This window comes from Shewanella pealeana ATCC 700345, from assembly GCF_000018285.1.
Lineage (GTDB): Bacteria > Pseudomonadota > Gammaproteobacteria > Enterobacterales > Shewanellaceae > Shewanella > Shewanella pealeana.
In genome coordinates, this window is sequence record NC_009901.1 from 4,045,192 (window position 1) to 4,069,093 (window position 23,902).

24 protein-coding genes and 1 other RNA gene are annotated in these 23,902 nt (G+C 46.2%); 12 read left to right on the forward strand and 13 right to left on the reverse strand.

The genetic code is table 11. From position 1 onward, the window contains the following. Positions 1 to 150: 150 nt before the first annotated feature. The 5 genes from gcvH to SPEA_RS17445 form a co-directional block, all read right to left on the reverse strand. Complete coding sequence (gene gcvH, locus SPEA_RS17425) at positions 151 to 540, reverse strand: glycine cleavage system protein GcvH (RefSeq protein WP_012156516.1); 390 nt, start codon at positions 538 to 540, stop codon at positions 151 to 153. Between the two features lie 428 nt (positions 541 to 968). Next, positions 969 to 2,063: a glycine cleavage system aminomethyltransferase GcvT gene (gene gcvT / locus SPEA_RS17430; RefSeq protein WP_012156517.1), complete on the reverse strand. Its 1,095-nt coding sequence runs from the start codon at positions 2,061 to 2,063 to the stop codon at positions 969 to 971. Positions 2,064 to 2,401: 338 nt separating this feature from the next. Further along, positions 2,402 to 3,622 carry an FAD-dependent 2-octaprenylphenol hydroxylase gene (locus tag SPEA_RS17435; protein WP_012156518.1) on the reverse strand — a complete coding sequence of 407 codons (1,221 nt, stop codon included), beginning with the start codon at positions 3,620 to 3,622 and terminating at the stop codon, positions 2,402 to 2,404. A 96-nt stretch (positions 3,623 to 3,718) separates the two neighbouring features. After that, positions 3,719 to 4,999, reverse strand: coding sequence for a 2-octaprenyl-6-methoxyphenyl hydroxylase (gene ubiH, locus SPEA_RS17440; protein WP_012156519.1), 1,281 nt, complete (start codon positions 4,997 to 4,999; stop codon positions 3,719 to 3,721). A 96-nt stretch (positions 5,000 to 5,095) separates the two neighbouring features. Continuing rightward, positions 5,096 to 5,671, reverse strand: a complete 576-nt coding sequence (locus SPEA_RS17445) for a UPF0149 family protein (protein ID WP_012156520.1) — start codon at positions 5,669 to 5,671, stop codon at positions 5,096 to 5,098. A gap of 381 nt (positions 5,672 to 6,052) precedes the next feature. Between SPEA_RS17445 and SPEA_RS17450 the strand changes: the two genes are divergently transcribed. Both SPEA_RS17450 and ssrS read left to right on the forward strand, forming a co-directional pair. Beyond that, positions 6,053 to 6,373 (forward strand): cell division protein ZapA, encoded by a 321-nt coding sequence (locus SPEA_RS17450; protein WP_012156522.1) that lies wholly within the window; start codon positions 6,053 to 6,055, stop codon positions 6,371 to 6,373. 82 nt (positions 6,374 to 6,455) lie between these two features. After that, a non-coding RNA gene (gene ssrS / locus SPEA_RS22855) (6S RNA) lies at positions 6,456 to 6,637 on the forward strand. Positions 6,638 to 6,888: 251 nt separating this feature from the next. Here the strand turns inward: ssrS and SPEA_RS23290 are convergent. The 3 genes from SPEA_RS23290 to SPEA_RS17460 are packed head-to-tail and all read right to left on the reverse strand — an operon-like array spanning position 6,889 to position 8,376. Continuing rightward, complete coding sequence (locus SPEA_RS23290) at positions 6,889 to 7,059, reverse strand: hypothetical protein (RefSeq protein ID WP_190272078.1); 171 nt, start codon at positions 7,057 to 7,059, stop codon at positions 6,889 to 6,891. A 46-nt stretch (positions 7,060 to 7,105) separates the two neighbouring features. After that, on the reverse strand, positions 7,106 to 7,957 hold the full coding sequence (locus tag SPEA_RS22430; RefSeq protein WP_012156523.1) for a DUF6861 domain-containing protein: 852 nt from the start codon (positions 7,955 to 7,957) through the stop codon (positions 7,106 to 7,108). A 32-nt stretch (positions 7,958 to 7,989) separates the two neighbouring features. Next, entirely contained in the window at positions 7,990 to 8,376 is a 387-nt protein-coding gene (locus SPEA_RS17460; RefSeq protein ID WP_012156524.1) for a hypothetical protein, read from the reverse strand. A gap of 207 nt (positions 8,377 to 8,583) precedes the next feature. On the opposite strand from SPEA_RS17460, the gene SPEA_RS17465 reads away from it, so the two are divergent. The 3 genes from SPEA_RS17465 to SPEA_RS17475 all read left to right on the forward strand — a co-directional run bounded on the left by SPEA_RS17465 (position 8,584) and on the right by SPEA_RS17475 (position 10,821). Further along, positions 8,584 to 9,213 (forward strand): 5-formyltetrahydrofolate cyclo-ligase, encoded by a 630-nt coding sequence (locus SPEA_RS17465; protein ID WP_012156525.1) that lies wholly within the window; start codon positions 8,584 to 8,586, stop codon positions 9,211 to 9,213. Between the two features lie 205 nt (positions 9,214 to 9,418). Next, positions 9,419 to 10,039 carry a DUF1326 domain-containing protein gene (locus tag SPEA_RS17470; protein WP_012156526.1) on the forward strand — a complete coding sequence of 207 codons (621 nt, stop codon included), beginning with the start codon at positions 9,419 to 9,421 and terminating at the stop codon, positions 10,037 to 10,039. A 44-nt stretch (positions 10,040 to 10,083) separates the two neighbouring features. Then, positions 10,084 to 10,821, forward strand: coding sequence for a DUF2182 domain-containing protein (locus SPEA_RS17475; protein ID WP_012156527.1), 738 nt, complete (start codon positions 10,084 to 10,086; stop codon positions 10,819 to 10,821). Between the two features lie 80 nt (positions 10,822 to 10,901). Here SPEA_RS17475 and ung read toward each other — a convergent pair whose 3' ends face one another. Beyond that, positions 10,902 to 11,570 (reverse strand): uracil-DNA glycosylase, encoded by a 669-nt coding sequence (gene ung, locus SPEA_RS17480; protein WP_012156528.1) that lies wholly within the window; start codon positions 11,568 to 11,570, stop codon positions 10,902 to 10,904. Between the two features lie 255 nt (positions 11,571 to 11,825). Between ung and SPEA_RS17485 the strand changes: the two genes are divergently transcribed. The 3 genes from SPEA_RS17485 to SPEA_RS17495 all read left to right on the forward strand — a co-directional run bounded on the left by SPEA_RS17485 (position 11,826) and on the right by SPEA_RS17495 (position 13,391). Beyond that, a complete protein-coding gene (locus SPEA_RS17485; protein WP_012156529.1) occupies positions 11,826 to 12,383 on the forward strand; it encodes a type II secretion system protein in 558 nt (185 codons plus the stop codon). Between the two features lie 79 nt (positions 12,384 to 12,462). Continuing rightward, positions 12,463 to 12,996, forward strand: coding sequence for a type II secretion system protein (locus SPEA_RS17490; protein WP_012156530.1), 534 nt, complete (start codon positions 12,463 to 12,465; stop codon positions 12,994 to 12,996). Positions 12,997 to 13,070: 74 nt separating this feature from the next. Then, a complete protein-coding gene (locus SPEA_RS17495; RefSeq protein ID WP_012156531.1) occupies positions 13,071 to 13,391 on the forward strand; it encodes a DUF3144 domain-containing protein in 321 nt (106 codons plus the stop codon). A 79-nt stretch (positions 13,392 to 13,470) separates the two neighbouring features. Here SPEA_RS17495 and SPEA_RS17500 read toward each other — a convergent pair whose 3' ends face one another. Further along, complete coding sequence (locus tag SPEA_RS17500) at positions 13,471 to 14,085, reverse strand: LysE family translocator (RefSeq protein ID WP_012156532.1); 615 nt, start codon at positions 14,083 to 14,085, stop codon at positions 13,471 to 13,473. Positions 14,086 to 14,503: 418 nt separating this feature from the next. Here SPEA_RS17500 and SPEA_RS17505 point away from each other — a divergent pair, with 418 nt between their 5' ends. The 4 genes from SPEA_RS17505 (at position 14,504) to SPEA_RS17520 (ending at position 20,485) form a co-directional block, all read left to right on the forward strand. Further along, on the forward strand, positions 14,504 to 15,046 hold the full coding sequence (locus SPEA_RS17505) for a thioredoxin family protein (RefSeq protein WP_012156533.1): 543 nt from the start codon (positions 14,504 to 14,506) through the stop codon (positions 15,044 to 15,046). A gap of 135 nt (positions 15,047 to 15,181) precedes the next feature. Then, positions 15,182 to 16,636, forward strand: coding sequence for a sigma-54 interaction domain-containing protein (locus SPEA_RS17510; RefSeq protein ID WP_012156534.1), 1,455 nt, complete (start codon positions 15,182 to 15,184; stop codon positions 16,634 to 16,636). 310 nt (positions 16,637 to 16,946) lie between these two features. Then, the gene (gene ccoG, locus SPEA_RS17515; protein ID WP_012156535.1) at positions 16,947 to 18,413 is read left to right on the forward strand and encodes a cytochrome c oxidase accessory protein CcoG; all 1,467 of its coding nucleotides are present in this window, start codon (positions 16,947 to 16,949) and stop codon (positions 18,411 to 18,413) included. A 473-nt stretch (positions 18,414 to 18,886) separates the two neighbouring features. Next, the gene (locus tag SPEA_RS17520) at positions 18,887 to 20,485 is read left to right on the forward strand and encodes an AMP-binding protein (RefSeq protein ID WP_012156536.1); all 1,599 of its coding nucleotides are present in this window, start codon (positions 18,887 to 18,889) and stop codon (positions 20,483 to 20,485) included. 116 nt (positions 20,486 to 20,601) lie between these two features. Here the strand turns inward: SPEA_RS17520 and SPEA_RS17525 are convergent, their stop codons facing one another. The 3 genes from SPEA_RS17525 to hutZ all read right to left on the reverse strand — a co-directional run bounded on the left by SPEA_RS17525 (position 20,602) and on the right by hutZ (position 23,891). Then, entirely contained in the window at positions 20,602 to 20,970 is a 369-nt protein-coding gene (locus tag SPEA_RS17525) for a hypothetical protein (protein WP_012156537.1), read from the reverse strand. Between the two features lie 156 nt (positions 20,971 to 21,126). Continuing rightward, complete coding sequence (locus tag SPEA_RS23410) at positions 21,127 to 23,169, reverse strand: ABC transporter transmembrane domain-containing protein (RefSeq protein WP_012156538.1); 2,043 nt, start codon at positions 23,167 to 23,169, stop codon at positions 21,127 to 21,129. A gap of 152 nt (positions 23,170 to 23,321) precedes the next feature. Continuing rightward, positions 23,322 to 23,891 carry a heme utilization protein HutZ gene (gene hutZ, locus SPEA_RS17535; protein ID WP_012156539.1) on the reverse strand — a complete coding sequence of 190 codons (570 nt, stop codon included), beginning with the start codon at positions 23,889 to 23,891 and terminating at the stop codon, positions 23,322 to 23,324. Positions 23,892 to 23,902: the final 11 nt, after the last annotated feature.

The window sequence follows — 23,902 nt, forward strand, 5'->3', positions numbered from 1 at the left end:
TACGTTCGCTTGAATACTCTGGTTTACATCTAGGGTTCACATCTAGCGCCAAAATATTCTCACTTACATGCCTGTTAATTTTGCTTAGAAGCCATATAACGAACAAAGCCCCAATCAGCGATGAGTTGGGGCTTTGTGAGTCATCGACGCTTATTCGTCGTCGATAACTGCTTGATAACCTTCGGCATCAAGCAAGTTGTCTAGTTCTGCAAGGTCGGTAGGCATTACGCGGAAGAACCAACCGTCACCGAATGCATCGCTGTTGACTAGCTCTGGAGAATCTTCCAGTGCTTCGTTAACGGCAACCACTTCGCCTGAAAGTGGTGCGTAGATGTCTGATGCTGCTTTTACTGACTCTGCTACTGCGCAGTCTTCACCAGCGTTAACGTCGTCGCCAACTTCTGGAAGCTCAACGAACACCATGTCACCCAAAAGCTCTTGAGCGTGCTCACTGATACCGACTGTGTAGCTACCGTCTTCTTCTTTACGGATCCACTCGTGAGAAGAAGCATATTTAAGTTCAGCTGGGATATTGCTCATTGGTCTTAATCCTTATTCGATGTTCTAATTCTGTATTTAATAAGACGTTATACTGATTTGCCTATAAGGCTTATATCAACTTTTGCACCTTTTTTACATCATAAGTGCAGCGATTTCATCTAGTTTTTGACGTTTGCCACATTGATCTTGCTCAAACAGGCAAATTTAGCACTTTCCACTTTATATCAGTGTTTGATGAAACCATAAACTTTAGCCTATTGGTCCAATCTCTCAACTAAGAGCATCAACTGAGCCAATAGATAACACAATCTTGATAAAGCGAATGTTCGCCACATCAACAAAACATTTTCAGAGCTTAATACGCAGAGATTTAGTTCTAATTTTAGGAGCCAGCGCGCAGTTGATAAGCATCAATGAGCACTGGCGACAACAAAGTAGGACTAAATAGCCAGTATTAAGCCTGAAAATTAGAAGGCTTGCTTACCATTGCGCACAAATGACGGAGCGATAACTTTTACCGGTACACGCTTCTTACGCATCTCTACTTCAGCCACGTCACCAATGCTGCGCGGTACGCGAGCCATGGCAATTGAGTAACCCAGTGTAGGCGAGAATGTGCCGCTGGTAATGGTACCTTGCTGCTCAACGCCGTCGCTGTCGGTAAAGAACACTGACATGCCGTGACGGATAACGCCTTTAGCGTCCATGATTAGGCCAACAAGTTTGTCTGTACCTTCTGCTTTAATCTTCTCTAGCGCTTGGCGACCGTTAAAGTCACGTTCCGCTGGCTCCCATGCCACAGTCCAGCCCATGTTGGCTGCAAGTGGGTTAACGCTTTCGTCCATATCTAGGCCGTAAAGGTTCATGCCCGCTTCGAGACGTAATGTGTCACGTGCACCTAGTCCACAAGGCTTAATACCCGCATCTAGGAAAGCTTGCCATAGTGCTTCGGCTTCATCATTTGGTACGATAACTTCGTAGCCAGTTTCACCAGTGTAGCCAGTGGTTGCGATAAACAGTGAGCCAGCTTGTACACCAAAGAATGGCTTCATGCCTTCGATTGCTGCGTTTTGCGCATCGTTAAATACGGTAGCCGCTTTTGCCTTAGCATTTGGGCCTTGAACGGCGATCATCGCCAGCTCTGGACGCTCGGTCACTTCGACGCTGAAGCCTTTAACTTGTTCGTTTATCCAAGCGAGGTCTTTTTCGCGTGTTGCTGAGTTAACAACAATACGGTACTCGGTATCTGATAGGTAATAAGTGATAAGGTCGTCGATAACGCCGCCATTGTGGTCAAGCATACCGCCGTAAAGTGCCTTACCAGGCACTTTAAGCTTAGCGACATCGTTGGCTAGCAGTTTGCGTAAAAAGGCACAAGCGTCATCACCAATCACGTCGACTACTGTCATGTGTGAAACGTCGAACATACCAGCGTCTTGACGAACTGCGTGATGTTCTTCGATTTGTGAACCGTAGTTTAGTGGCATATCCCAACCATGGAAGTCTACCATCTTGCCGTTCGATTCTAGGTGCTTGTTAAAAAGTACAGTTTTGTTAGCCATTTCTATCCCTTCTTTGGGGTCTTCTAGTCTGCAACTGCCGCCATCACTTTACACTTTATATAGCGTACTTATATCGCGTACTTTTGTAGGGTACATATATAAGATACCGATAAAGCGACTAGCAGCAGATCAATGTAGTCGTATTAAAATGCGGCGAAATTATACCTTGAGACACGACTTTGTATACAAAAGAATTTTCTAATCCGAACAGTTTTGTCATTAGTTTTTCTCATTATCAATATGTGAAATTTTCACACAAAAACAGCAAGTAAACTAATTGCAAAAACAAACCCCTGAAATTAAAGACTTATTTAGACTTAACTAATGAGTTGTAGTTGTTAACTTTCAGACCGCTTACACAGCTTAGGTAGATTAGTCTTGTTGCCTAGCGCCTGTTGAATAAACAGTGTTTTCAATGGCGCAAAATTGTCGACGATATTTAAGCCCAGATCACGGATGGCTTTCTTAATCGGATTAGTGCCTTGGAATAGCCTCTTAAAGCCTTCCATTGCGGTGATCATCTCTAACGCTTCGGCCTTACGCCAGCGCTCAAGATCGCGCAGGTTGCGGTAATCACCAATATCTTTACCCTGCTGTTTAAGCTCGCTCACCACCTCGACTATGCTGGCCGCATCGAGGAAACCTAAGTTAACTCCCTGCCCCGCTAGTGGGTGTATGGTGTGCGCCGCATCGCCTGCTAACACCAGACGTGACCGTGCAAAGTGACGCGCGTAACGCATACGTAGCGGGAACGACTGACGCTCACTCTCAAGGGTGCACATGCCTAGACGGCCATCGAAGGCGGCGGTAAGGGCACGTTCAAAGTCTACCTTATCTAATGCCAGCAATTGCTCGGCTTTCTCTGGAGATACCGACCAGACAATTGAGCAGAGATCTTTTTCATATAAAGGCAAGAAGGCTAATGGGCCTTCGCTGTCGAATACTTGTCTTGCGGTGCCAGCGTGAGGCAACTCGGTGCGTATAGTTGCCACAATAGCGTGATGATTGTAATCCCAGAAGGTCATGGGGATTTTACATTGCTCGCGCACCCATGAATTAGCGCCATCCGCAGCGACCACTAACGCTGCGCTTAAGTTGTCGCCATTATCTAAGGTTAACCAAGCCTCACGCTCTCCAAAGGCAATACGCTCTAGACGCTGGTTTTCGATATATGTCAGCTCACTAAACTCACTGGCGCGCTCGGCTAATGCAAAGGCGATGGCATCGTTTTCGATAATCGAACCTAGGTGGGTTTCACTCAATGAATGGGCGTCGAAATCAATCTTGCCTAGGCTGTCTTTGTCCCACACCTGCATTTTTTGGTAAGGACTCACTCTCGATGCAGCCAAGTAAGGCCAAGCACCTAAGTTAGTAATCAGCTGTTGGCTGGCCTTGTTGATGGCGCTAACCCTAAGCTTAGGGGCACCCGATACCGCTTGGGTCTGACCCGCATCAATCACCACGACTTTAATGCCTTCCATCGCTAAACCAATAGCCGTTGCAAGGCCAACCATGCCTCCACCAACAATTGCGACATCATAAGTTTGTGTGCTTAACATCTTTTACCCTTACTAAAAATACTGCTCATAGCGTGAATTACGCGGCCACTAGCTTGCCATAATGATGCTTAGCTAATGGAGACGGTTGTACTTAGCCTATTCGCCTTGGTTCCAGCCCATTGCGCGGCGTGCAACAGGTGCCTTTAACGGCGGGAACCAAGACAGCAATCGTAGCCCAAGATTACGCCCAACCACCAGCGGCCAATAATCATTAGAAAAACCGCGCACTAAAAACTCGATACTGTTCATGGTACCTTGTCGGTCTGTCTTACGACGTTCAAGAAAGAGATGGGTCAATTCGCTACTACCAACATCCTTGCCAGCCTGACCTTCTGGATTAGCAAGCACTTGCTTAAGTACCTCAATCAGGCATACCACATCCCGCAGACCTAAGTTAAAACCTTGGCCTGCAATTGGGTGCAAGGTCTGGGCGGCATTGCCTAAAAAGACGGTGCGGTGGTAGATAGGCCTTGGCATATACGACAGGGTCAACGGGTAGCTAAAGCGATTACCGACATCGACAAATCGCCCGGCTCGGTAGCCAAAGGCTTGCTGTAGCTTGTCGATAAACTCACTCTTTGGCGCCGTTAATAGCCGCTCAGCTTCTTCTGGCGGTAATGCCCACACTAAAGATAAGCGCGAGTCCCCCTTGTTATCGGCCATAGGCAATAAGGCTAATGGTCCGGTTTGGGTAAAGCGCTCATAGGCCCAGCCAGCATGTGGCTGCTCGGTATGAATATTGGCAATTATTGCGCTCTGACCAAACTCAACTTGTTCTAATGGCTGCTTAAAGGCTTGGCGCACCTTAGAGTTTACCCCGTCGGCGGCAACCACGAGTTTTGCCGAGATCTGCTGGCCATCTTCGAGAGTTAGCAGTTGTGAGTCGATTCGCGCTTCAACGCTGTGCAAGCGACTCGGACAGTAAAGTGCAATATCGCTTTTCTCTAACAGGCTAAACAGCTTGTTGCCCACAGCTTCGAGCTCGACCACTTGGCCAAGATATGGCAGGTGAAGTGACTCGCTATTAAGCTCCGTCATTCCAAAGTGGCCGCGATCGGATACATGAATATTGCTAATTGGCGTCGCTAAGGGGTCAAGATGCTGCCAAAGGCCGAGCTGTTTTAGCTCAAAGATAGAGCCATGGGAGATAGCGATAGAGCGGGCGTCGAACCCTGGGTGTTCATTGCTTGGCTTATGCGCCTCGATAAGGGCTATTTTAATTGGCGCATCGGCACCAATGCTCGCTTGCTGTTTAGCAAGTTCTGCTAGGCCTAGGGCTAAAGTTGCCCCCGCCATCGCACCGCCAACAATCGCGATATCGACTTCATTTATCTGTGTGCTACTTGCTAGATCAGCCAGCTCGTTAGGATTAGCCATGAGTTTATAGACCCAATAACAAAAATATTTGGTAGTGTTGCAGATACAAAAACCGCCATTGCAAATTGCTGCGATGGCGGTATTTAGGTATGAGTTTTAGTGAAGCACACCCACGTCGATGGGTTCGTCGTCATCAACCGCTGGGCCAAACTCGGCGTAGCACATGAGTGCTGCCATACGGGTAAACTCCATTAGCTCAATGAGCGCCGCTTCTGATTCTTCGTCTTCACCGACATCAAACTCCACCTGGGCAATCTCAGACAGATCTTGAATCACTTCGCGCACATCGAGTGGTGCTTGATTTAGCTTAGGCTGAATAATAGCAATCCCCGTAAGGAAGCTTTGCACCCATAAGGACAGGGCTTCGACACGCTTAGAAAGTGGCTCCTCCTCTTCTGGCAGCATAGGGCTAAAGCCAAAGTCGGTATCTGACAGGCGGGTAACCGCATCTTGATATAATTCTTCAATCAGCGCTTGCAACTCTTTAGGTAAAGCTTGACCATCGTTCATCAGCTCTAATAGCGGTTGAGTCCAACCTGAGGCACTTTGCTCTACTCCGCCACAAATAAGCCCAACAAGAGCACCGTGAACTTCGACTGGGTGCTGACCAATTTCAGCAGCATTAAGTGCTGCAAGTAATTTATCCATGCGCAATGTAGGAAGACTCGCCATAAAGTGTTATCCAATCACAAAATATACTGTGTTCATGCTAGCAGAAGTGCGGGTGTCGACCAATAGTGCGCTCGATAAAGTCGGCAAAAGTTTGCGGGGTTAGCCACAAAAGCAGCAATCCACTCTATCGAGGATTGCTGGCTAATCGATTCATCGATAACAGGTTTAGCAAAAGTCGGCCTTTGTTCAAAGTTCGGTACTATTGCAATGATGCAGCGATTAATGACTTTATTAGTACAAACTGGTTTATGTTTATACGCCAATGGCGATCTAAACAACAATTAATCTAAACTGCGCCAGTTTGCGAGCCGATCGTGTTGCACTTTGCTATTGAGACCGATATAGTCCGCTCAAGTACACGGTTAAAGGATCCTTTTCGGAATGAGTAGCAAGGCGATTGAAATTACCCTTATGGGTCGTACCTACTCTATTGCTTGCCCACAAGGACAAGAAGCTGCGCTTAGGCATGTGGCCAATAATCTCGAAAAGCAGTTAACCTCGCTTAAGGCGCGTACCAATAACATTAGCCGTGAAGAAATTGCCATTATGGCGGCATTAAATATCGGTTATGAGCTGTTAGAAGAACAGCAAAAGAATCAAGATTATATTAGGCAGATGGATAATAAAATCGGTTTGCTACAGTCAACTCTTGAAGACGCACTCGTTGAGCGCGCTACAAAACCTGACGAAAAGTCGTTATAATAGAGCTTGCTTAATAAGCAGCGGTTAACAATTTTATCGTAAGCCCATTTTAGTCACCCGACTGGTTTACGAACACAAGTTTTGCTCCCTGGGATATTCGCTAGCTGGTAATGTCCCTGTGCCGATAATTACAAACCCAGGGTGAATGTTTTACTGACATTGTGCAAGCTCGGCTCGTACCGAGAAGCCTTAGGAGGTATTCATTTACCCGCCTTGAACCTACGGTTCAAGGGCTACACCAGCGGTCGGTATTCTGGGGAGCAATTTAATTACAAATTAAGCCATCTCATTTGAGGTGGCTTTTTTGTTTATTAAAGGTCCTAGATCCTAGGGCGCTTCGCTTCGAGGGCGGACTTGGTCCTGCTAGGAAAATCAAAAGCATGACGGGCTAAAGCCCGACCTACTGAAGAGAATATGTTTTCCGGCCTTTCGGCTCTTACAGTCTTAGCCTTCTTCGTCTTTGTTCTTCCTAGGACCTTTCTTTGCCCTTCCTACTACCTTCTTTACCTACCTTCTCAATCCTTGTGTAACAACAAATTCAAATAGTAACCACCGTAACCTAAGGTGGCAACGATAACGATAGCCCACTCATACCAGGCAATCAGCTGGCCTGTGAGTAGTTCATAACCTAAATTACACCAAAGTACGATGACTAATATCAACGGAGAAAGAGCTGCAGCTAACATTGATGACCTCTATATAGCTTAAAACATTAATAACTCGATGTATCACTTAAGCCCAAAGCTTATTAAATTTGTTTTTCATACTATTCACTGTATCGCTAGCCACATTGCTGACACTACTACTGACTTCATTAACCCTACCACTAACATCATTAATAGCCTCGCTAACGGCTTCATTTTGGCCGCACTTATTCAGTTCCTTTCCGCCAAAATGTTTACCGATAGTCGCTCCTGCAGCCGCCCCGACTATGGTGCCAGCCCCTGGTACTATTGACCCCATAACCGCGCCAACTTTTGCCCCCACCAGCGCTCCACCAACAGACCCGGCAATCTCGGCTTTTTTAGCTTCCGCGCTGTTGTTTTTACCTGAGACGATCCCCTCTAGTAAGTTACGCTCGACTTCGGTGTCAAAGCCTTCTATATAACCCAACTCTTCACGCCATTTACTCATGGCTGCAATCAATAGATCCGGCTCATTGCCACGGTTAAGCAATTCACTGAAAATCCCCAGAACGATATCCATGCCAAAAGTTTGGTACATATTGCGCAGTTCGATATAAATAGGATCGTCTGCTAACTGCTCACCAACAGAGTCTCTAACCCACTTTCCTATAGGGTTGATAACCGAGCCAACTATACCACTCACATCACCAATTAATGAGCTACGGTCTCTTTCTATAATGCCTTCGACAAAGGCATAACCTTGCTCAAACTGCTCATCATTGAGCATAATAAATTGATGAATATCCGCTCCCAACTCAATGCATACCGCTTCACATAAACACTGTGGACCAATAACAATCTGAGTGATGCTGTCAGAATCGGCCATTGATAAAGCGTTTTTAAGGTGTAAGTCTAAAATGGTAAAAGCTTCGGCTTCTAATTGCTGAATTTGGTTCATTGCCGACCCTATCTTTAATTAGGAATTTGTAGTTAGGTATTAATAAAGTTAAGAATGGAGTCGGTGAGGTTATCACCCGCATCGATATCACCTATGTAGGAGGTATCTAAACCTCCTTGAGCATCATAACTATTGGCGCCAAAGGCGGTATCGGCGCTATGGCCTGAAAACTGGCCGTTAGCATTATACCTATCGACACCACCAAACACGTTTGGCCGAGTAAAGCCATCAAACTGACCATGGGAGTCAAAGTGATTTACTCCCCCAAATACGTTATCGATATCCTGCCCAGCAAAGGCGCCATGAGCATCGGTAAATGAGATGCTATTACCCAAAGGGTTAGCCATGCCACTGCCAACAAAAGTGCCGTTTTCAAACATACTGACACGACCCGCAAATTGATTGGTTAGATTTATCATATCTTCGTCGATGCTCTGAATTAATTGCCCAAGTATACAGCTGTATACAACTGTGTTCAAGTGAAGGTTGTAGAGCTTAGGACCTGCCTTACCCTCTCAGCTTGCACCGTCTTAGCTGTTCCTAGAACCTAAGACCTTTCTTTGCCTTCCCTAGGATCTTCTTTTGTATGCTAAGCTGCTTAGGTTATTGATAGGAGAGCCTATGTTATGCCATCACAGCTGCCGTCTCAGTTTTCATCCACAGCCAATATTCAATCGACTCGCAAAGCGCTTCGCCTGCAGATCCGTCAAGCTCGGCGATCATTGTCGGATGAGCAGCAGCTTGCTTGTTCACAATTGGCAGCCAAGCACACACTGGAGGCGCTAATATCACGCAAGGTCAAGTGTGTGGCCTTGTATCTAAGTAATGATGGCGAACTCGATACGCAACCATTAATCGATGGGCTTTGGCAAAACGGGGTTGATGTTTACCTCCCTAGACTGCACCCCTTCAGCGCAGGAAACTTGCTATTTTTGCGCTACGACAAAGGTACCCAACTGCTAAAGAATCACTTGGGGATTTGGGAGCCAAAACTGGATATCACTCAGATGATCCTCACTCATCAGCTGGATGTGGTGATCACGCCGTTAGTCGCCTTTGATCTGCAAGGCAACAGAATGGGCATGGGCGGTGGTTATTATGATAGAAGCCTCAGCAATTGGCAGCAGCAACATAGACCTTTGCCTATCGGCTATGCCCATGATTGCCAACAAGTCGAGGCCCTGCCATGTGAGCATTGGGATGTACCTTTGCCATTTATTTTCACTCCTAGTCACTGCTATAGCTTTGAGCAATAGTAGTTATTAGACTTATTACTGCTGAAAGGAATTTGTTTAAGCCTTTCAGCTATATGCTTTGCTCTCATATCACTTAAAAACAACAAGTTACAAATCACCACTGTCACCACAGCTCTTGCAGCTAACTTAGATTCTACCCCATCTGACCTCCACAATTGTTCATGGCTATACTTAACAGCACCCTTTTCACTTTTGGATATGCATCATGAGTGCAGATAATAACTGGTCGCTGAATATGCACCAGATAGAAACTTGTAACTGTAACCACGGTTGCGGCTGCCAATTTGCTGGTTTTCCTGACTTCGGATCCTGCGAAGCCTTACTCGGATTTAAGGTCAATCAGGGTCATCACAATGAGCTCAAGCTTGACGGTTTAAAAGTTGCTATCGCCGTAAAATGGCCTGGAGCTATCCATGAAGGTAACGGTACCTGCATACTGTTTATCGACTCGAGTGCCAGTGAAGAGCAGGTCACAGCCTTAGCTACTATATTTTCAGGTGCAGCTGGTGGCATGCCATTAGAAGCCCTAGCAACAACGTTTACCACAGTCATTGGCCCAGTCATTGTCGATATCAATATGGATACCAGTGAAGACAATGCTTCTTTCAATGTGGAAGGTGTAATGCAGGTCCAGCAAAAACCACTAATCAACCCTGTGACTGGCGAGAATCAACACGTACATATTAGCTTTCCAGATAATGGCTTTATGTGGAATGACGGCCGCATTGGCACAACCGAAACCATGTGGCTTAAACATGACGCCTTAAGCTTTAACCATGCCGGCAAGTTTGCCGCTAAGGCCAATGTGCAATGGCCAAACGGATAGTCGCCTTTAACAGAGAAGCTCTTCGACAGCGAAGAGATTAGCCAATGGTTAATTTTTCGCAAATGACTCATCACCTTCACTCTCCAATAACCTGGCTGAGCATTCTGCTATTAACCGGACTGAGCTGGTATTACATGCTATTTGATATGACCATGGTCATGTCGCCCCACTGGCATTTATATGAACTCACCATGGTGTTTGTTATGTGGGCCGTGATGATGGCCGGCATGATGATGCCCTCTGCCACGCCGATGATTTTGCTATTCGCGAAAATAAACCGCACACGCCTACAGAGATCTGCCGAATTTGTCTCATCGAACCTGTTTATCTTAGGTTATCTGCTCGTTTGGAGTCTCTACAGCCTAGTTATCACCCTGATGCAATGGCAGTTACATGAACTGGCGTTGATGACGCCTATGATGAAAAGCAGTAATGATATCGCCAGTGGTATTTTATTAATCCTTATCGGTATCTATCAGATCTCCCCCTTGAAGCAACAGTGTTTAAATTACTGTCGCTCGCCACTTAACTTTCTTATGACCCAATGGCAGGAGGGAAAATTAGGCGCAGTTAAGATGGGGCTCAAACACGGATTATATTGCGTGGGCTGCTGCTGGCTATTAATGGCTTTACTACTGGTAGTCGGCGTGATGCATATAGGTTGGATCTTAGCGCTATCGATTCTTGTCTTACTGGAAAAGGTTGTTAACTGGCCTAAAACGATTAACCTAGGTATTTGCCTAACTTGCATCGGCTCCGGGATCTATTTCTTGGTGGGGTAACAATTAAGTACGCTAATTGAGGCAGAGCTAGATAAAGTAAAAAGAGCGCAATGCGCTCTTTTTGTTTGTATCGCTGACAATTATACCTGCCAGTCTATCGGCACTTCGCCTCTAGCTTGCAAGATCGCATTAATTTTTGAGAAATGCTGACAACCAAAGAATCCACGATAGGCCGATAACGGCGATGGGTGCGGCCCCGAGATAACCTGATGCTGCGGTGCGTTAATCACTTTACCCTTTTTAATGGCGTGAGCGCCCCAAAGCACAAAGATTATCGGTTGAGCTTGTTGATTCAGTAACTCAAGCGCATTGGCAGTAAAAGTTTCCCAACCCGATTTAGCGTGGGAGTGCGCCTTGCCCTGCTCGACGGTTAACACGGTATTGAGCATCAATATTCCCTGCTCGGCCCAGTGACTCAGGTTGCCATGCTCTGGAATACTGAAACCATCAATATCTGTTGCCAGCTCTTTATACATATTCACCAAGGACGGCGGCGTCTTAACTCCGTGTTTAACTGAGAAACACAAGCCATGTGCCTGCCCGGGACCATGATAAGGGTCTTGCCCTATTAGCACCACGCGTACCTTATCCAATGGCGTCGAGTCAAATGCGGCCAGCACTTCGCTCTCAGGCGGATAAATAACCTTGCCCGCTGCGCGTTCGGCTTCAACAAACAGCTGTAAGGATTGGAAATAGTCTTGTTGCTGCTGTTCGTTTATAAACGATGACCAGCTAGAGTGCGCCGTCATGATCTGACCTCAAGGTAAAAATTTGCCTAAGCTTAAAAGCTCGCGGCATCCCATGCAATCACCGTTTTGTAAATCCCCCTCAAAATGCAATCCTAGTACACACATTGGCTTGAATAAGGATTTAGCAGCAAGTAAGCACTAACAAATTTATCATCTAGGGCAGCATCTTCTACGACAAAAACCAACCTTTTATCATTGGTATTAAAAATTGTCAGTGTTAATATAGCGCCTCTTTATTCCTTAGGACGGCAATCGATGTACTCTCCAGCCCAATCCTCTCAACGACACTCAGGTTTCACGCTAATTGAGCTGGTTGTTGTGATTATCATTTTAGGCATTCTCGCCGTTGTTGCCGCACCTAAGTTTCTGAGCCTTTCTGAAGATGCACAGGTTTCGCATGTTAAAGCTACTGGTGGCGCCTTTAAATCGGGGATCGATTTAGCAAGAGCCGTTTGGGCGGTGAAGGTGGGAGATGGTCCAGCTGAAAATCTTCCGGTATTTGGAGACTCAGATGACAATCACGTCGACTTCAATGCTAACGGCTGGCCTGCCCAGCATTACTATACCGATGATGAAGAATCGCCTAAGCTGGATAACGTTGAAGACTGTATCTCGGTGTGGGAAGTACTTTTTCAAAACAAAGAACCCACGGTTTCAAAATCGAATTCCGCGGATGAAACCGACTATAAAGTCAGTTACGATAGCTCTGTACCAGCTGTTTGTATGTTCAGCTATACAGACAACCCTAACCTATCAATTACTTACAACTCGAATAATGGTAGCGTTGTGGTGGACTCAGATCCGAGCAGCTAGCATAAACCTGCTTAGATGAAATCAGAATAGGTCTGCTTGGGTAAAACGAGAGCATCAACTTAAAATAACGGACTGATTTATGGTTAGAAACACAACATCTTCAGGATTTACCCTCATTGAAATGGTTGTCGTTATCATCGTTTTAGCGATCTTAGCCGTTATCGCCGCTTCCAAGTTTATCAATCTTAGCCAAGATGCCGAAATTGCCAGCGTGCAGGCCACGGGGGCAGCCTTTAAAGGTGGGATCAGCTTAGCCAACGTTAAGTGGGCATCTAAAGGCGCTATTGGCCCAGTCGATAACCTGCAAGTCTTTGCTGATGGTAGTAATGGACAGTTGGATATCAACCAATGGGGCTTTCCGGCGCAAAATTACCCACCTTTCGAGTCAAGCCCGAGACTTAATAACGTTGCTGACTGTATATCTGTTTGGCGCACTATTTTACAAGATGCACCAGTGGTATCGGATTCAGCCAATACGCCTGATGCGGACTATTTAGCGAGCTATATTAGCCCCGATCAGTGCCGTTACTTCTATCTTCCACAACAGACCATGTCTATCTATTATGACTCCCGTAACGGCAGCGTTATTACCGATTCAGATCCCATTAGTTAATAACAATGATTCATTAATGTCTCGTTTAAGTTAGAATCGAGACACTATCCTAGGTAAACAAGAGCATAAGCAAGATGTCAGAAGCTAAAAAAGAAACCACCATTTTTGAACTAGCCGATCAATTCATTGCATTGGCAAACGAACTTGCGGGTAAAGAGCAAGATGTAGGTAAAGTCGGCACGGCTATGCGTTTTGCCGCCTCTCGATTCAACGCATTTGAAGCCGCATTGAAGTCATCAGATCTTGCTGCCGAGAAAGATAATGCACTTGAATGGTTTACCGATGAATATAAAGCCATGCTAAGTGACAATCTTGAAGACCATATCAAGAACCCTGTCCAATCTCGTGAGCCAGAACCAGCTAAAGATGATGCCGTACAGGTATTCACCTCTTAATCGCTATCGGTTACAAGTGCATTAAACGCTTAACGAAAAAACGCCATCAAATTGATGGCGTTTTTTGTATCTGTAATATCTAAAGCGTCACAACTACTCGCACCGCCAACAAAATAAGCACTACACCCGATAGTTTATCAATTAGGGCTGCTTTTTCTCTAAGTTTAGGCAGCACTGACGAGTGAGAAAGCAGTAAGGCGATAAGCGTGTACCAAAGGCCATCAACAATCAGCGGCGTTAATACAATCAAGACCTTGCCCGTCATATTGTCTGCAACCAGCACAAACTGGCTAAACAGCGCCAAAAAAAACAACATTATTTTGGGGTTAAACAGTGAAATAGCTAAGCCATCACGCGCCGCGGTAAAGACATCGGTCGACTCACCAGCTGCTAGCTTATCTGACATGCCGCCTTTTGAGCGCAGCGCCTGCACGCCCATATACGCAAGATAAAGCGCACCTATAATCGCAATACCGTTAAACACCATAGGCGCCTGCTTTAGCAATACCGCTAAGCCTAATAAAGTCAGCAAAGCATAAACACCAATACCAATTGAGTGCGCCCAAGCGCAGATGATGCCTTTACCTCTACCTCCACCTAAGGTATGTCTCACTACCATAGCCAGACTCGGCCCCGGTGACATGGCCCCTAAACAGCAGATAGCTAACAAGCCTAGCCAAGCACTAATAGTCATTGCTTGCCTCGATTATTATTTTTGTTCACGTATTGGCCTTAACCTGTTTCAGTTATTTGTAATCGCCACAATATACAGGATCTCTGCAGGCAGATCACAACTAGCAGGTGAAATCCGAGGCTAAATTAGCAGTCAAATCTAGTGTTAAATCTAGCAGTGAAATAAGAGTCTAACTAAAACTTGGATAATGAGCAGATAAAGCCCTGATAAGCGCTCAACACCCTGTCTAAGCGAGAGATTTAAGCTTTAGCCGTCGCCATGTAACAACGACTAATCTGTGACAAGCTCCATATAGAATTTTCACGTAACTCAGGTAATTTTCATTTAACTGATGCAGAATAGGTCATTAATTGCGTTTAAGCTGGCTACGCACAGTTATCACAAATCAATAGTCATTGTTTCATTTTATGGAGTTTTCATGGATAGCATCTCTATTTCCATTCTGGTCTTTTTCAGTCTACTTTGCTTGAGCATTGCTTCGCTTATCTGGCTAAAAATCAAAGGCAAGATCATCCCTAATGGCGTGATTGTGGTACTTGGTTTTATGGCAATGTGTGTCGGCAGTGTATTTGCTTTTATTAACTACGGCGAAGATTACGACGCCTACAAAAAGCTGCATTGGCAAACCTTAACACCTAGTCAAATTCAACCTCTTGTAGACCAAGGTTACACTGTATTTGTTGATGTAACGGCAGATTGGTGCAACATCTGTTATGCCAACAAAGTTGGTGTTACCCACAGAGAAAAAATAGTTAACGCCCTAGCTGCAGACAATATTATTTTAATGTTGGGTGACTGGACTGAGCCTAATGCAGTCGTTGAAGATTATATGCGAATGCAAGGTCGCGGCGGCACGCCTTATAATAAAGTCTACGGCCCTGGAGCACCTGACGGCATCATACTGCCCACCCAGCTGACGATGGAATCTGTTCTACAAGGGCTACAAAAGGCTAAAATCTAAAGGTCATCAATTTAGGTCTCCTATCGCTGCGTTACAATAAAAACAATAAGGTCACGTTATTTCGTGGCCTTATTTTTTTAGCTATCACTTTTGCGTATACTGTGGCGACAAATTGCTGCGTACACAGGGCTCAACATGTCTGCCATAAACCTTGAAAAGAAAACCAGTCACGATGATTTTCTTCCCGAGAACCAACTCATTCTGAACGCGGTCAGCGAAGGCATTTACGGTTTCGATTTAGCGGGTAATGCGGTTTTTATTAATCCCGCTGCCGAGCGAATGACAGGCTGGCAATCCCATGAGTTACTAGGCAAGAATATCCATGATTGTCATCACCATAGCCACAGCGATGGTAGCCATTACCATAAAGATGACTGCCCGATTTATAACACCTTAATCGACGGCACTGCCCGTGAGATCTCTCATGAAGTCTTCTGGCGCAAAGACGGCACCAGCTTTCCGGTGCATTACACCTCTACCCCAGTGTACAAAGATGGCGTATTAATTGGCGTGGTCGCGATATTTCGTGACATCAGTATTCAGAAGCAAACTGAGCATTCATTACGTCAGGCGCTCGAGCAAGTACAAGCCCTATCGGAAAAGCTGTCGTTTGAAAACCAATACCTACAACTAGAACTGGCAGATAGAACTGGGGATGTTGAGATCTCAGGTAGCAGCCAGCCGATGAATCAGCTAATTCAGCAAATTAAACTCGTTTCCAATACCGAGAGTACGGTATTGATCAGTGGCGAAAATGGCACAGGCAAAGAGTTAGTCGCCCGCAACTTACATCGCTTGAGTAACCGCGCAGATAAGCCATTAATCAGCGTCAACTGCGCCGCCTTTTCCAGCGCCTTGTTAGAGAGTGAACTATTTGGCCATGAAAAAGGGGCATACACAGGTGCCACCAGCCGCCGTAAAGGGCGATTTGAACTGGCTCACCAAGGCACGCTGTTTCTAGACGAAGTAGCCGAGCTCAGCCTAGAAGCCCAGTCTAAACTACTGCGGGTGATCCAGGAGCAGGAATTTGAGCGCGTAGGCAGTAGCCAAACCATCAAGGTAGACATTCGCCTCATTACCGCAACTCACCATGATCTGCTTAAGCGTGTAGAACAAGGCTTGTTCCGTATGGATCTCTATTATCGCCTCAATGTGTTTCCCATCGTGGTACCGCCATTGAGGCTACGATTAAGCGATATCCCTGAATTAGTCAGCCATCTCATTCAAGACTTAAACCGCAAGCTAGGTAAGAAGGTCACCCAAGTTAGCCACAAAGGCATGACCAAACTCATGCAACACAGTTGGCCGGGAAACGTACGTGAGCTGCAAAATGTCTTGGAGCGTGAGATGATTTTATCCCAAGGGCCAGTACTGGAGTTCTCACAGCTACAGTTTGCAGATCAAGCTGAAAATCCTCCCCTAGCGACCAGCCAAACCTTACAAGAGGTGGAACGCCAACATATTTTGCATGTACTCAAGCAAACCCAATGGCGGATATCAGGGGCAAGCGGCGCAGCGGCATTGTTAGGCCTTCCACCGAGCACCTTACGTTCACGGATGAATAAATTGGCCATTTCTCGCCCCGTCTAAGCTAACGCCGCCTTAGATAGCACCGCCTTCACTAGACCTTAGCCTAACTCGTAGGCTGTCTATCTGGCTCTAGCATCCGGCTCTCGATCCCTGAGCTCAAGTCCAGATCTCAAGCTCAGAGCTCACGATATATCACCAAGGCACGATATACCGTGAGCGCAACAAACCCGTCGTAATATATTATTCAACAAAATCAATAGCTAACATCTTATAGATTTTGGCCTAAGGCTTGCAGATACGCTGAGTAACGATATCGTCACGCAGTGCTCTGGTTACTGCGAACACAAAATGCGTCCAGTAGAGAAGTCTTATGCAAAAAAAGAACGTGAATAACACGATAGATAACCCAGCAAGAGAACAGCGGATCCCAGTAACTGTTTTATCAAGTAAACCTCAGAGCAGTAAGATCCATATTCGTCAGCAGAAAGGGGATTTCCAGAAGATAAGAACCGGCATGAATAGCTTGCTGGTAGCACTGTTTTTTCTACTGCCATTTATCTCTTATGAGGAGCGTCAGGCCATTCTCTTTGATCTTAATCAGCAGCAGTTTTTCTTTTTTGGTACCACCCTCTGGCCGCAAGACTTTACCATTCTAGCTTGGGTATTTATTACCGCCGCGTTCCTACTTTTCTTTATCACCGTTTTCTGGGGAAGAGTCTGGTGTGGCTACCTTTGCCCTCAGACCGCCTGGACCTTTATCTATGTCTGGGTTGAAACCCGCATCGAAGGTAACCGTAATAAACGTTTCGCCTTAGATAAAGCCCCTTGGAGCGGTGATAAACTCAAGAAGCGACTGTTAAAACACTATGTTTGGGGCGCAGTAGCGCTGTTGACAGGTTGTGGCTTCATCGCCTATTTCGTGCCAGCACGTGAACTCTATATCGATATTTTCAGCTTTGGCGCCAGCTTTTGGGTCACTACCTGGGTGTGGTTCTTCGCAATCTGTACCTACCTAAATGCAGGTTGGATGCGCGAGCAGATGTGTCTTCATTGTTGTCCCTACGCCCGCTTTCAGTCTGTGATGTTCGATTCCAATACCAAGACAGTTACCTATGATGCTGCGCGAGGAGAGAACCGCGGGCCACGCAAGCGTAATCAAGCCCTCAATAGCGCAAACTTATTAGCCGCGAACCTTGAGGCCTCAAGTACAGTAAATGCCATCTTGGGGGATTGTGTCGATTGCAACTTGTGTGTGGAGGTCTGCCCTACCGGAATCGATATCCGCAATGGCCTGCAGTATGAATGTATCGATTGTGGTGCCTGTGTCGATGCCTGTAACCAGACGATGGACAAGTTTGGCTATCAGCGCAATCTTATCGGTTACACAAGTGAAAACGCCTTATCAGGAAAGGCTGAACCCTTTTATGAGTCTTACAAATTTATTGGCTACGGGATCGCTGCCTTATTGATGTTGACGGTGATCGTAGCCGATATCTATAGTCGCAGTAACATAGAGCTAAACGTTATCCGAGATAGACAGAGCCTATATAGAGAAACCAATGATGCAACAATCGAGAACAGTTACACCCTTAAGATCCGCAACAAGACTCAACAGACTAGGTTTTATCGCGTCTATGTTTCGGGCAATAGCGGTTATCGACTCGTTGGCCAAGCGAACTTAAAGATAGAACCCGGCGAACAATTAGATTACCCCGTTACGGTCATTGCTACGCCAGAATTACTCGCAGGTGCTCGCAATGAGATCACCTTTACCATTGCCGAGCAACATAACTATGCTCAAGCCTCCCAAGAGTCGAGCTTCTTCGCGCCGATTTAATGGTTTAAAAGAAGGTACTAGGTTCTTGGGCGCAGAGCTTCGAGGACGGGCTTCGCCCTACTAGGAAGAGGAAGAGCAAAAGCAAAAATCACTACCTTTAGCGTTTCTTTGCTTTCTCCATCTTTGCAGTTCCTAGAACCTGCTGTTTCTGTTTTACCTAGGCCCTTGTTCGTACCGTAAGCGCAGCGTTCTGTAGTGACGTAGTCACGTTCCCTAGGCCGCAGGCCGTTCTACTCACCTAAAACCGTCTCAGCTTTTCCGGCCCCTTACATTTAGAGCAAAAAGTCTAATCCTTACAAGCCGATAAGCATGGATTTAATACCGCTAGAAGGAAACAATTTATTTCAACTTCTTTCGACTTCTTTCGACTTAGCCCATTGACCTTTGGGCTTGGATCACACTAATCTAAACGCTTGTTTGATTTAAAAATAAGCATCACCACAAAAATAGTAAACCAGCTAAAGGGCAATTCAATGGCATACGATTCAGACTCAACTCTAGACCTATCGCGTTACGCTTCCCTTATCGATCTAATAGAGCTTGCCAGTGCCCGCTACGGTGACAAGGCTGCTTATTCATGCCTTGGTCAAGAAACTAGCTTTAACGAAATCAACCGCTATTCACGCCAGTTTGCCGCTTATCTCCAGCAGGAAACCAACCTAGTACAAGGAGACAGAATTGCCATTCAGCTGCCCAACATTACCCAGTTTGTTATCGCGGCTTACGGTGCAATCAAGGCAGGAATGGTGCTGGTTAATACCAATCCACTCTATACTCAGCGCGAACTCATTCACCAGTTCAACGACTCGGGCGCCAAGGCCTTAGTGGTACTGTCTGACTTATTACCCACATTAACTGAAGTGGTTGAGAACACAGGTATCGAAACTGTCATCTCAACCCATGCGATGGATTTAATCGCGCCGCAGCCACAACCTGAAGTCCCCTTTGCTACAGTGCCTTTTTGTGAGGTGTTAGCAAAAGGAGAACAGCTTACCTACGCGCCAGTTATCAGCGTGCTCGGCCAGATTGCAGCCTTGCAGTACACAGGTGGCACCACAGGTCTTTCAAAAGGCGCCATGCTGACCCACGGCAATTTAATCGCCAATGCGATGCAAATTAAGTCTCGTTTAGGTAGCCGAATTATTGAAGGTGAGGAGATCTTCGTCGCGCCATTACCTGTGTATCATATCTACGCCTTTATGGTGAATCTGGTGCTTTATTATGAGCGCGGCGGCTGCTCGGTATTAATCCCTAATCCGCGAGATATAGCTGGGCTAATTTCAACCCTATCAAAGTATCCTTTTACCGGCTTTGCAGGTCTTAACACCTTGTTTGTTGGCCTTTGTCACCAGCCCGAATTTAAGGCGCTGGACTTTAGTCACCTTAAAGTCACCATTTCTGGCGGCACCGCACTCACCCAAGCGGCGGCTAACATTTGGCAGCAAACAACAGGCTGCACCATCTCTGAGGGCTACGGCTTATCGGAAACCTCACCCGTGGTATCACTCAACTCACCAGGACTTGAGCAACTCGGCACCATAGGTAAGCCAGTGATTGCTACTCAAGTGAAAATCTTGGATATGGATGATAACGAAGTGGCCATTGGTGAAACGGGTGAGCTTGCGGTATTTGGTCCGCAGGTGATGCTAGGTTACTGGAATAACCAGACTGAGACCGACAAAGTGATGACCAAAACAGGCTTCTTTAAGACCGGGGATATTGCTATTGCTACTGAAGATGGCTTTCATAAAATCGTCGATCGCAAGAAAGATATGATTATCGTCTCTGGCTTTAATGTTTACCCAAATGAGGTCGAAGATATCTTATCTAACCATGATGCTATTTTGGAATGTGCCGTGATTGGCGTTAACGATGAACGCAGCGGTGAAGCGGTGAAAGCCGTAATCGTGCTCAATGATAGCCATGCAGACAAAGACCAAGCCATCACTATGATAGATAGCTACTGCCGTGAGCAACTTGCCGCCTATAAGGTACCTAAAATCATCGAATTTGTTGAAGTTCTGCCTAAGTCTACCGTCGGCAAAATTTTGAGACGCGAACTACGCAAGTAGTTCAAAGGTAAAAGTTACGCAAGTAGTTCCAAGGTAAAAGCTGCGTAAGTAACGCAAGCCACAAGTAATGAAATGATTAGAGCAACAAGTCAATGACTTGTTGCTCTAATAAAGCGCTACTTATCAATAAGACGTTGATTCATCTCCAAGGTAAACCAAGTTCCATTTTTTTCGAATCTTTGATGATAAGTATACTGCCAACCATCACGCACCTGAACGACGACTCGGGTATCACCTCGTTGTGGTTTTTCAGGCTCAGGCAAGGCTTGCTCCAGCCCTGCTGTCGCCGTATTAAGTGTTGGCGCCGTTAGCTCTTTGCCTCCCGCCTCTTGCTCGGCCTCTTTGCCCTCAGCAAGGGCTACAGAAGGAGACATGGTTAGCGCACTTAGCAATAACCCGGCGATTAGGCTAGCTTGCTTCTGTTGCTTCTGCTGTCCTAGTCGTCTAATTTGCATGAGTCGCTTGATTAGCTTTAGTCGTTTCATAAAAAATCCTTTTAAATGAACTAAAAACCCCACTAAAGTACCTTATCATCTGACACCAATGGGTATCAGTTTGTATCGTCTCCCTACATAATGGGATAACAAAACAGTCTGTACTTGTGTTAATAAACAGAGGCCTTGCACTCTTGCACCGTTCAGTTAGCTGTCATCAGTTAGCAGCTGCAAGCTGGCAAACTCTTGGTATAGCTCACTGCTTTGCATCAGCTCGCTATGAGTGCCGCTGGCGACAACTTGGCCCTTATTCAATACCAATATGCGATCAACATTGATAACTGTGGCTAGCCTGTGGGCGATGATTAAGGTGGTTTTGCCTGCCATCAAGCTGTCGAGCGCCAGCTTTACCTTGTGCTCACTCACCGCATCGAGCGCGCTTGTGGCCTCGTCTAGTAACAGAATCGGTCGGTCGGCTAATATGGCTCGGGCAATGGCGATACGCTGTTTTTGGCCACCGGATAAACGTACGCCTCGCTCACCTAAGTAGGTTTGATAACCATCTGTAAACTCGCTAATAAACTCATCGGCTTTTGCGGCAATACAGGCTTGTCTCACCTCTTCTTCAGTCGCATCGGTGCGGCCATAGCGCACATTATCTAATACACTGCTGGCAAAAATCACCGACTCTTGTGGCACTAAGGCATATTGCTGGCGCAAGGTTTGTGGCGTGAGCTTGGCGATATCGACACCATCGAGTTCAATTGAACCGCTATTCAGCACATAAAAACGCTGCAGCAGTTCAAACAGGGTGCTTTTACCCGCGCCGCTAGCGCCAACTAAGGCGACACGCTCACCAGGCTTAATATGAATATTGAGGCCACGAATGACTTCATCTTCACTGTTGCTAGGAACTCGCTCTGAGCTCTTTATTGACTCAGTGCTGTTAACCTGCTCAGGGCTGCTACTCTCATTAATACGCTCAAGGCTGCTTTCAAGCTCAGGGCTATTTTCAAGCTCAGGGCTGCTACTCTCACCAATCCGCTCAGGGCTGTTAACCTGCTCAAGGCTGTTCGCATCTGCGCTACCGGGCTGGTTCTCGTTATTCCCCATATTGCTATAGCTAAAGTGGACTTGTTTCAGCTTGAGGTCGCCGCGAACAGGCGTAACGAGCTCGAGTGGGCTTGCTACAACAGGAATATCAATAGGGGTTTCAATCAGCTCAATTAATCGCTCGGTAGCACCAGCTGCGCGCTGTATTTCACCGATAACTTCACTGATGGTTGCCACTGAGCCTGCCACCATGACCGCATAGAACATAAAGGCCGATAGCTCACCAGCACTAATCGCACCACTCATCACATCATGGGCACCGACCCAAGTGACTAGCGCAATAGCCAAGATACTTAGGAACATCACTAAGGAAATTAATATCGATCGATATTTAATCCTGCCCTTAGCGGCGTCCATCACAGCTTCGACGCGGTTATTAAATAATGCTCGGTCTTGGTCTTCATGGGAGTAAGCCTGCACGGTATGGATCTCATGTAAGGTCTCATCCACATAGGCGCCTAAGTCACCCACCTTATCTTGACTCTTACGCGATAAATCACGCACCTTGCGCCCAAAGAAGAAGATGGGGCCCAGCACCATAGGCACGGCTAATAGTACTAATCCGGTCATTTTAATGCTGGTGATTGCCATCATTACGATACCGCCAATCACGGTCACACTGGCTCTTAGCATCATAGACAGACTCGAGCCAACAACCGATTGCAGCAAGGTTGAGTCGGCAGTAAAGCGGGAGATGATCTCACCAGTTCTCAGCTTGGCGTAAAACCCCGGAGAGAGCTTTAGTAGATGGTCATACACTTTTAAACGTATATCGGCGCTAACGCGCTCACCGAGCCAAGTCATTAAATAAAAACGGCAAAAAATAGCACTGCTACTCAGCGCAGTAATGCCTATCACTAGCAAGATAATTTCATTTAGACGTGATCCGTTCTCGTTTAAAAAACCCTCATCAACCATTAGACGCACGCCTTGCCCCAGTGACAACCAGGCCAATGAACCAATAAACAGGAAAATAATCGCAGTGATAACTTTAGTACGATAAGGCTTTAAAAAGGCAGCTATCCAAGGTAACACCGCACGCTTGCTAACGTGGGGGGCCGGTGATTGGGGGCTGTCAGCCTTAGACGTCGATGTATGAGGCTCGGCTTTGGCGACAGAGGAAGCGTTTTGATTCAATGCAATATCCCTAACCTTTACTCAGGTTAAAATGAAAACAACAGCAGAATAACAAAACCCGCGCAAAGGCGGGCAATGTTTATTTGTATCAGAATACTTTTATTTAGCTCGCAATCTAATATCACGAAATCACAATGGTATAAGTGATAAGCCTAATTAGCAGCTTCAGCTAACTCCAGATCATCTTGTGCTATATCAGTCTTTGGAGTGCCATGGTGGCCATCACGCTTCCAATCAACGTCCAACAACTCCGCACCTGATAGGCTAAATGCCTGACCGAAACCTTTAACGTACAGACCGTGATGTGGATTTAACTTAAACAAGTTAAAATCGCCCAATCCGGCTAGATTATCGATCATCTCGCCAAAACGCGCCGACAATGCTGCAACCCCTTTGGTAAAGGTTTCGCTGTCACGCGCCACTAATTCTGCAGTGGCATCGAAGGTCAAACGTTTACGGGCAAACACAGTTTTTGCTTCCGCTTCATCTTCTAACAGCATCACAGACAACTGCTTTGAGGCTTTTAGGTTTGTGCCATGACGCGCAAGCTCACTGACTAAAATATAAAAACCGTCATCGGCTAAAGCGAAAGGGGCGTAACTTGCATTAGGTACACCATCAGCATCCTGAGTCGCAAGCTGCAGTGTTGAGCGCTCAGCCTTAAAAGCTTCAATTTCTGGTAACAGCTTTTCTCGTAATCTTTGTTCTTTTTCTATAGTCATTACTCTACTCT

Excerpts from the sequence above, each read along its gene's own strand:
- gcvH (WP_012156516.1), bottom strand. The coding sequence starts at position 540 with ATGAGCAATATCCCAGCTGAACTTAAATATGCTTCTTCTCACGAGTGG.
- gcvT (WP_012156517.1), bottom strand. The coding sequence starts at position 2,063 with ATGGCTAACAAAACTGTACTTTTTAACAAGCACCTAGAATCGAACGGC.
- SPEA_RS17435 (WP_012156518.1), bottom strand. The coding sequence starts at position 3,622 with ATGTTAAGCACACAAACTTATGATGTCGCAATTGTTGGTGGAGGCATG.
- ubiH (WP_012156519.1), bottom strand. The coding sequence starts at position 4,999 with ATGGCTAATCCTAACGAGCTGGCTGATCTAGCAAGTAGCACACAGATA.
- SPEA_RS17445 (WP_012156520.1), bottom strand. The coding sequence starts at position 5,671 with ATGGCGAGTCTTCCTACATTGCGCATGGATAAATTACTTGCAGCACTT.
- SPEA_RS17450 (WP_012156522.1), top strand. The coding sequence starts at position 6,053 with ATGAGTAGCAAGGCGATTGAAATTACCCTTATGGGTCGTACCTACTCT.
- SPEA_RS23290 (WP_190272078.1), bottom strand. The coding sequence starts at position 7,059 with ATGTTAGCTGCAGCTCTTTCTCCGTTGATATTAGTCATCGTACTTTGG.
- SPEA_RS22430 (WP_012156523.1), bottom strand. The coding sequence starts at position 7,957 with ATGAACCAAATTCAGCAATTAGAAGCCGAAGCTTTTACCATTTTAGAC.
- SPEA_RS17460 (WP_012156524.1), bottom strand. The coding sequence starts at position 8,376 with ATGATAAATCTAACCAATCAATTTGCGGGTCGTGTCAGTATGTTTGAA.
- SPEA_RS17465 (WP_012156525.1), top strand. The coding sequence starts at position 8,584 with ATGCCATCACAGCTGCCGTCTCAGTTTTCATCCACAGCCAATATTCAA.
- SPEA_RS17470 (WP_012156526.1), top strand. The coding sequence starts at position 9,419 with ATGAGTGCAGATAATAACTGGTCGCTGAATATGCACCAGATAGAAACT.
- SPEA_RS17475 (WP_012156527.1), top strand. The coding sequence starts at position 10,084 with ATGGTTAATTTTTCGCAAATGACTCATCACCTTCACTCTCCAATAACC.
- ung (WP_012156528.1), bottom strand. The coding sequence starts at position 11,570 with ATGACGGCGCACTCTAGCTGGTCATCGTTTATAAACGAACAGCAGCAA.
- SPEA_RS17485 (WP_012156529.1), top strand. The coding sequence starts at position 11,826 with ATGTACTCTCCAGCCCAATCCTCTCAACGACACTCAGGTTTCACGCTA.
- SPEA_RS17490 (WP_012156530.1), top strand. The coding sequence starts at position 12,463 with ATGGTTAGAAACACAACATCTTCAGGATTTACCCTCATTGAAATGGTT.
- SPEA_RS17495 (WP_012156531.1), top strand. The coding sequence starts at position 13,071 with ATGTCAGAAGCTAAAAAAGAAACCACCATTTTTGAACTAGCCGATCAA.
- SPEA_RS17500 (WP_012156532.1), bottom strand. The coding sequence starts at position 14,085 with ATGACTATTAGTGCTTGGCTAGGCTTGTTAGCTATCTGCTGTTTAGGG.
- SPEA_RS17505 (WP_012156533.1), top strand. The coding sequence starts at position 14,504 with ATGGATAGCATCTCTATTTCCATTCTGGTCTTTTTCAGTCTACTTTGC.
- SPEA_RS17510 (WP_012156534.1), top strand. The coding sequence starts at position 15,182 with ATGTCTGCCATAAACCTTGAAAAGAAAACCAGTCACGATGATTTTCTT.
- ccoG (WP_012156535.1), top strand. The coding sequence starts at position 16,947 with ATGCAAAAAAAGAACGTGAATAACACGATAGATAACCCAGCAAGAGAA.
- SPEA_RS17520 (WP_012156536.1), top strand. The coding sequence starts at position 18,887 with ATGGCATACGATTCAGACTCAACTCTAGACCTATCGCGTTACGCTTCC.
- SPEA_RS17525 (WP_012156537.1), bottom strand. The coding sequence starts at position 20,970 with ATGAAACGACTAAAGCTAATCAAGCGACTCATGCAAATTAGACGACTA.
- hutZ (WP_012156539.1), bottom strand. The coding sequence starts at position 23,891 with ATGACTATAGAAAAAGAACAAAGATTACGAGAAAAGCTGTTACCAGAA.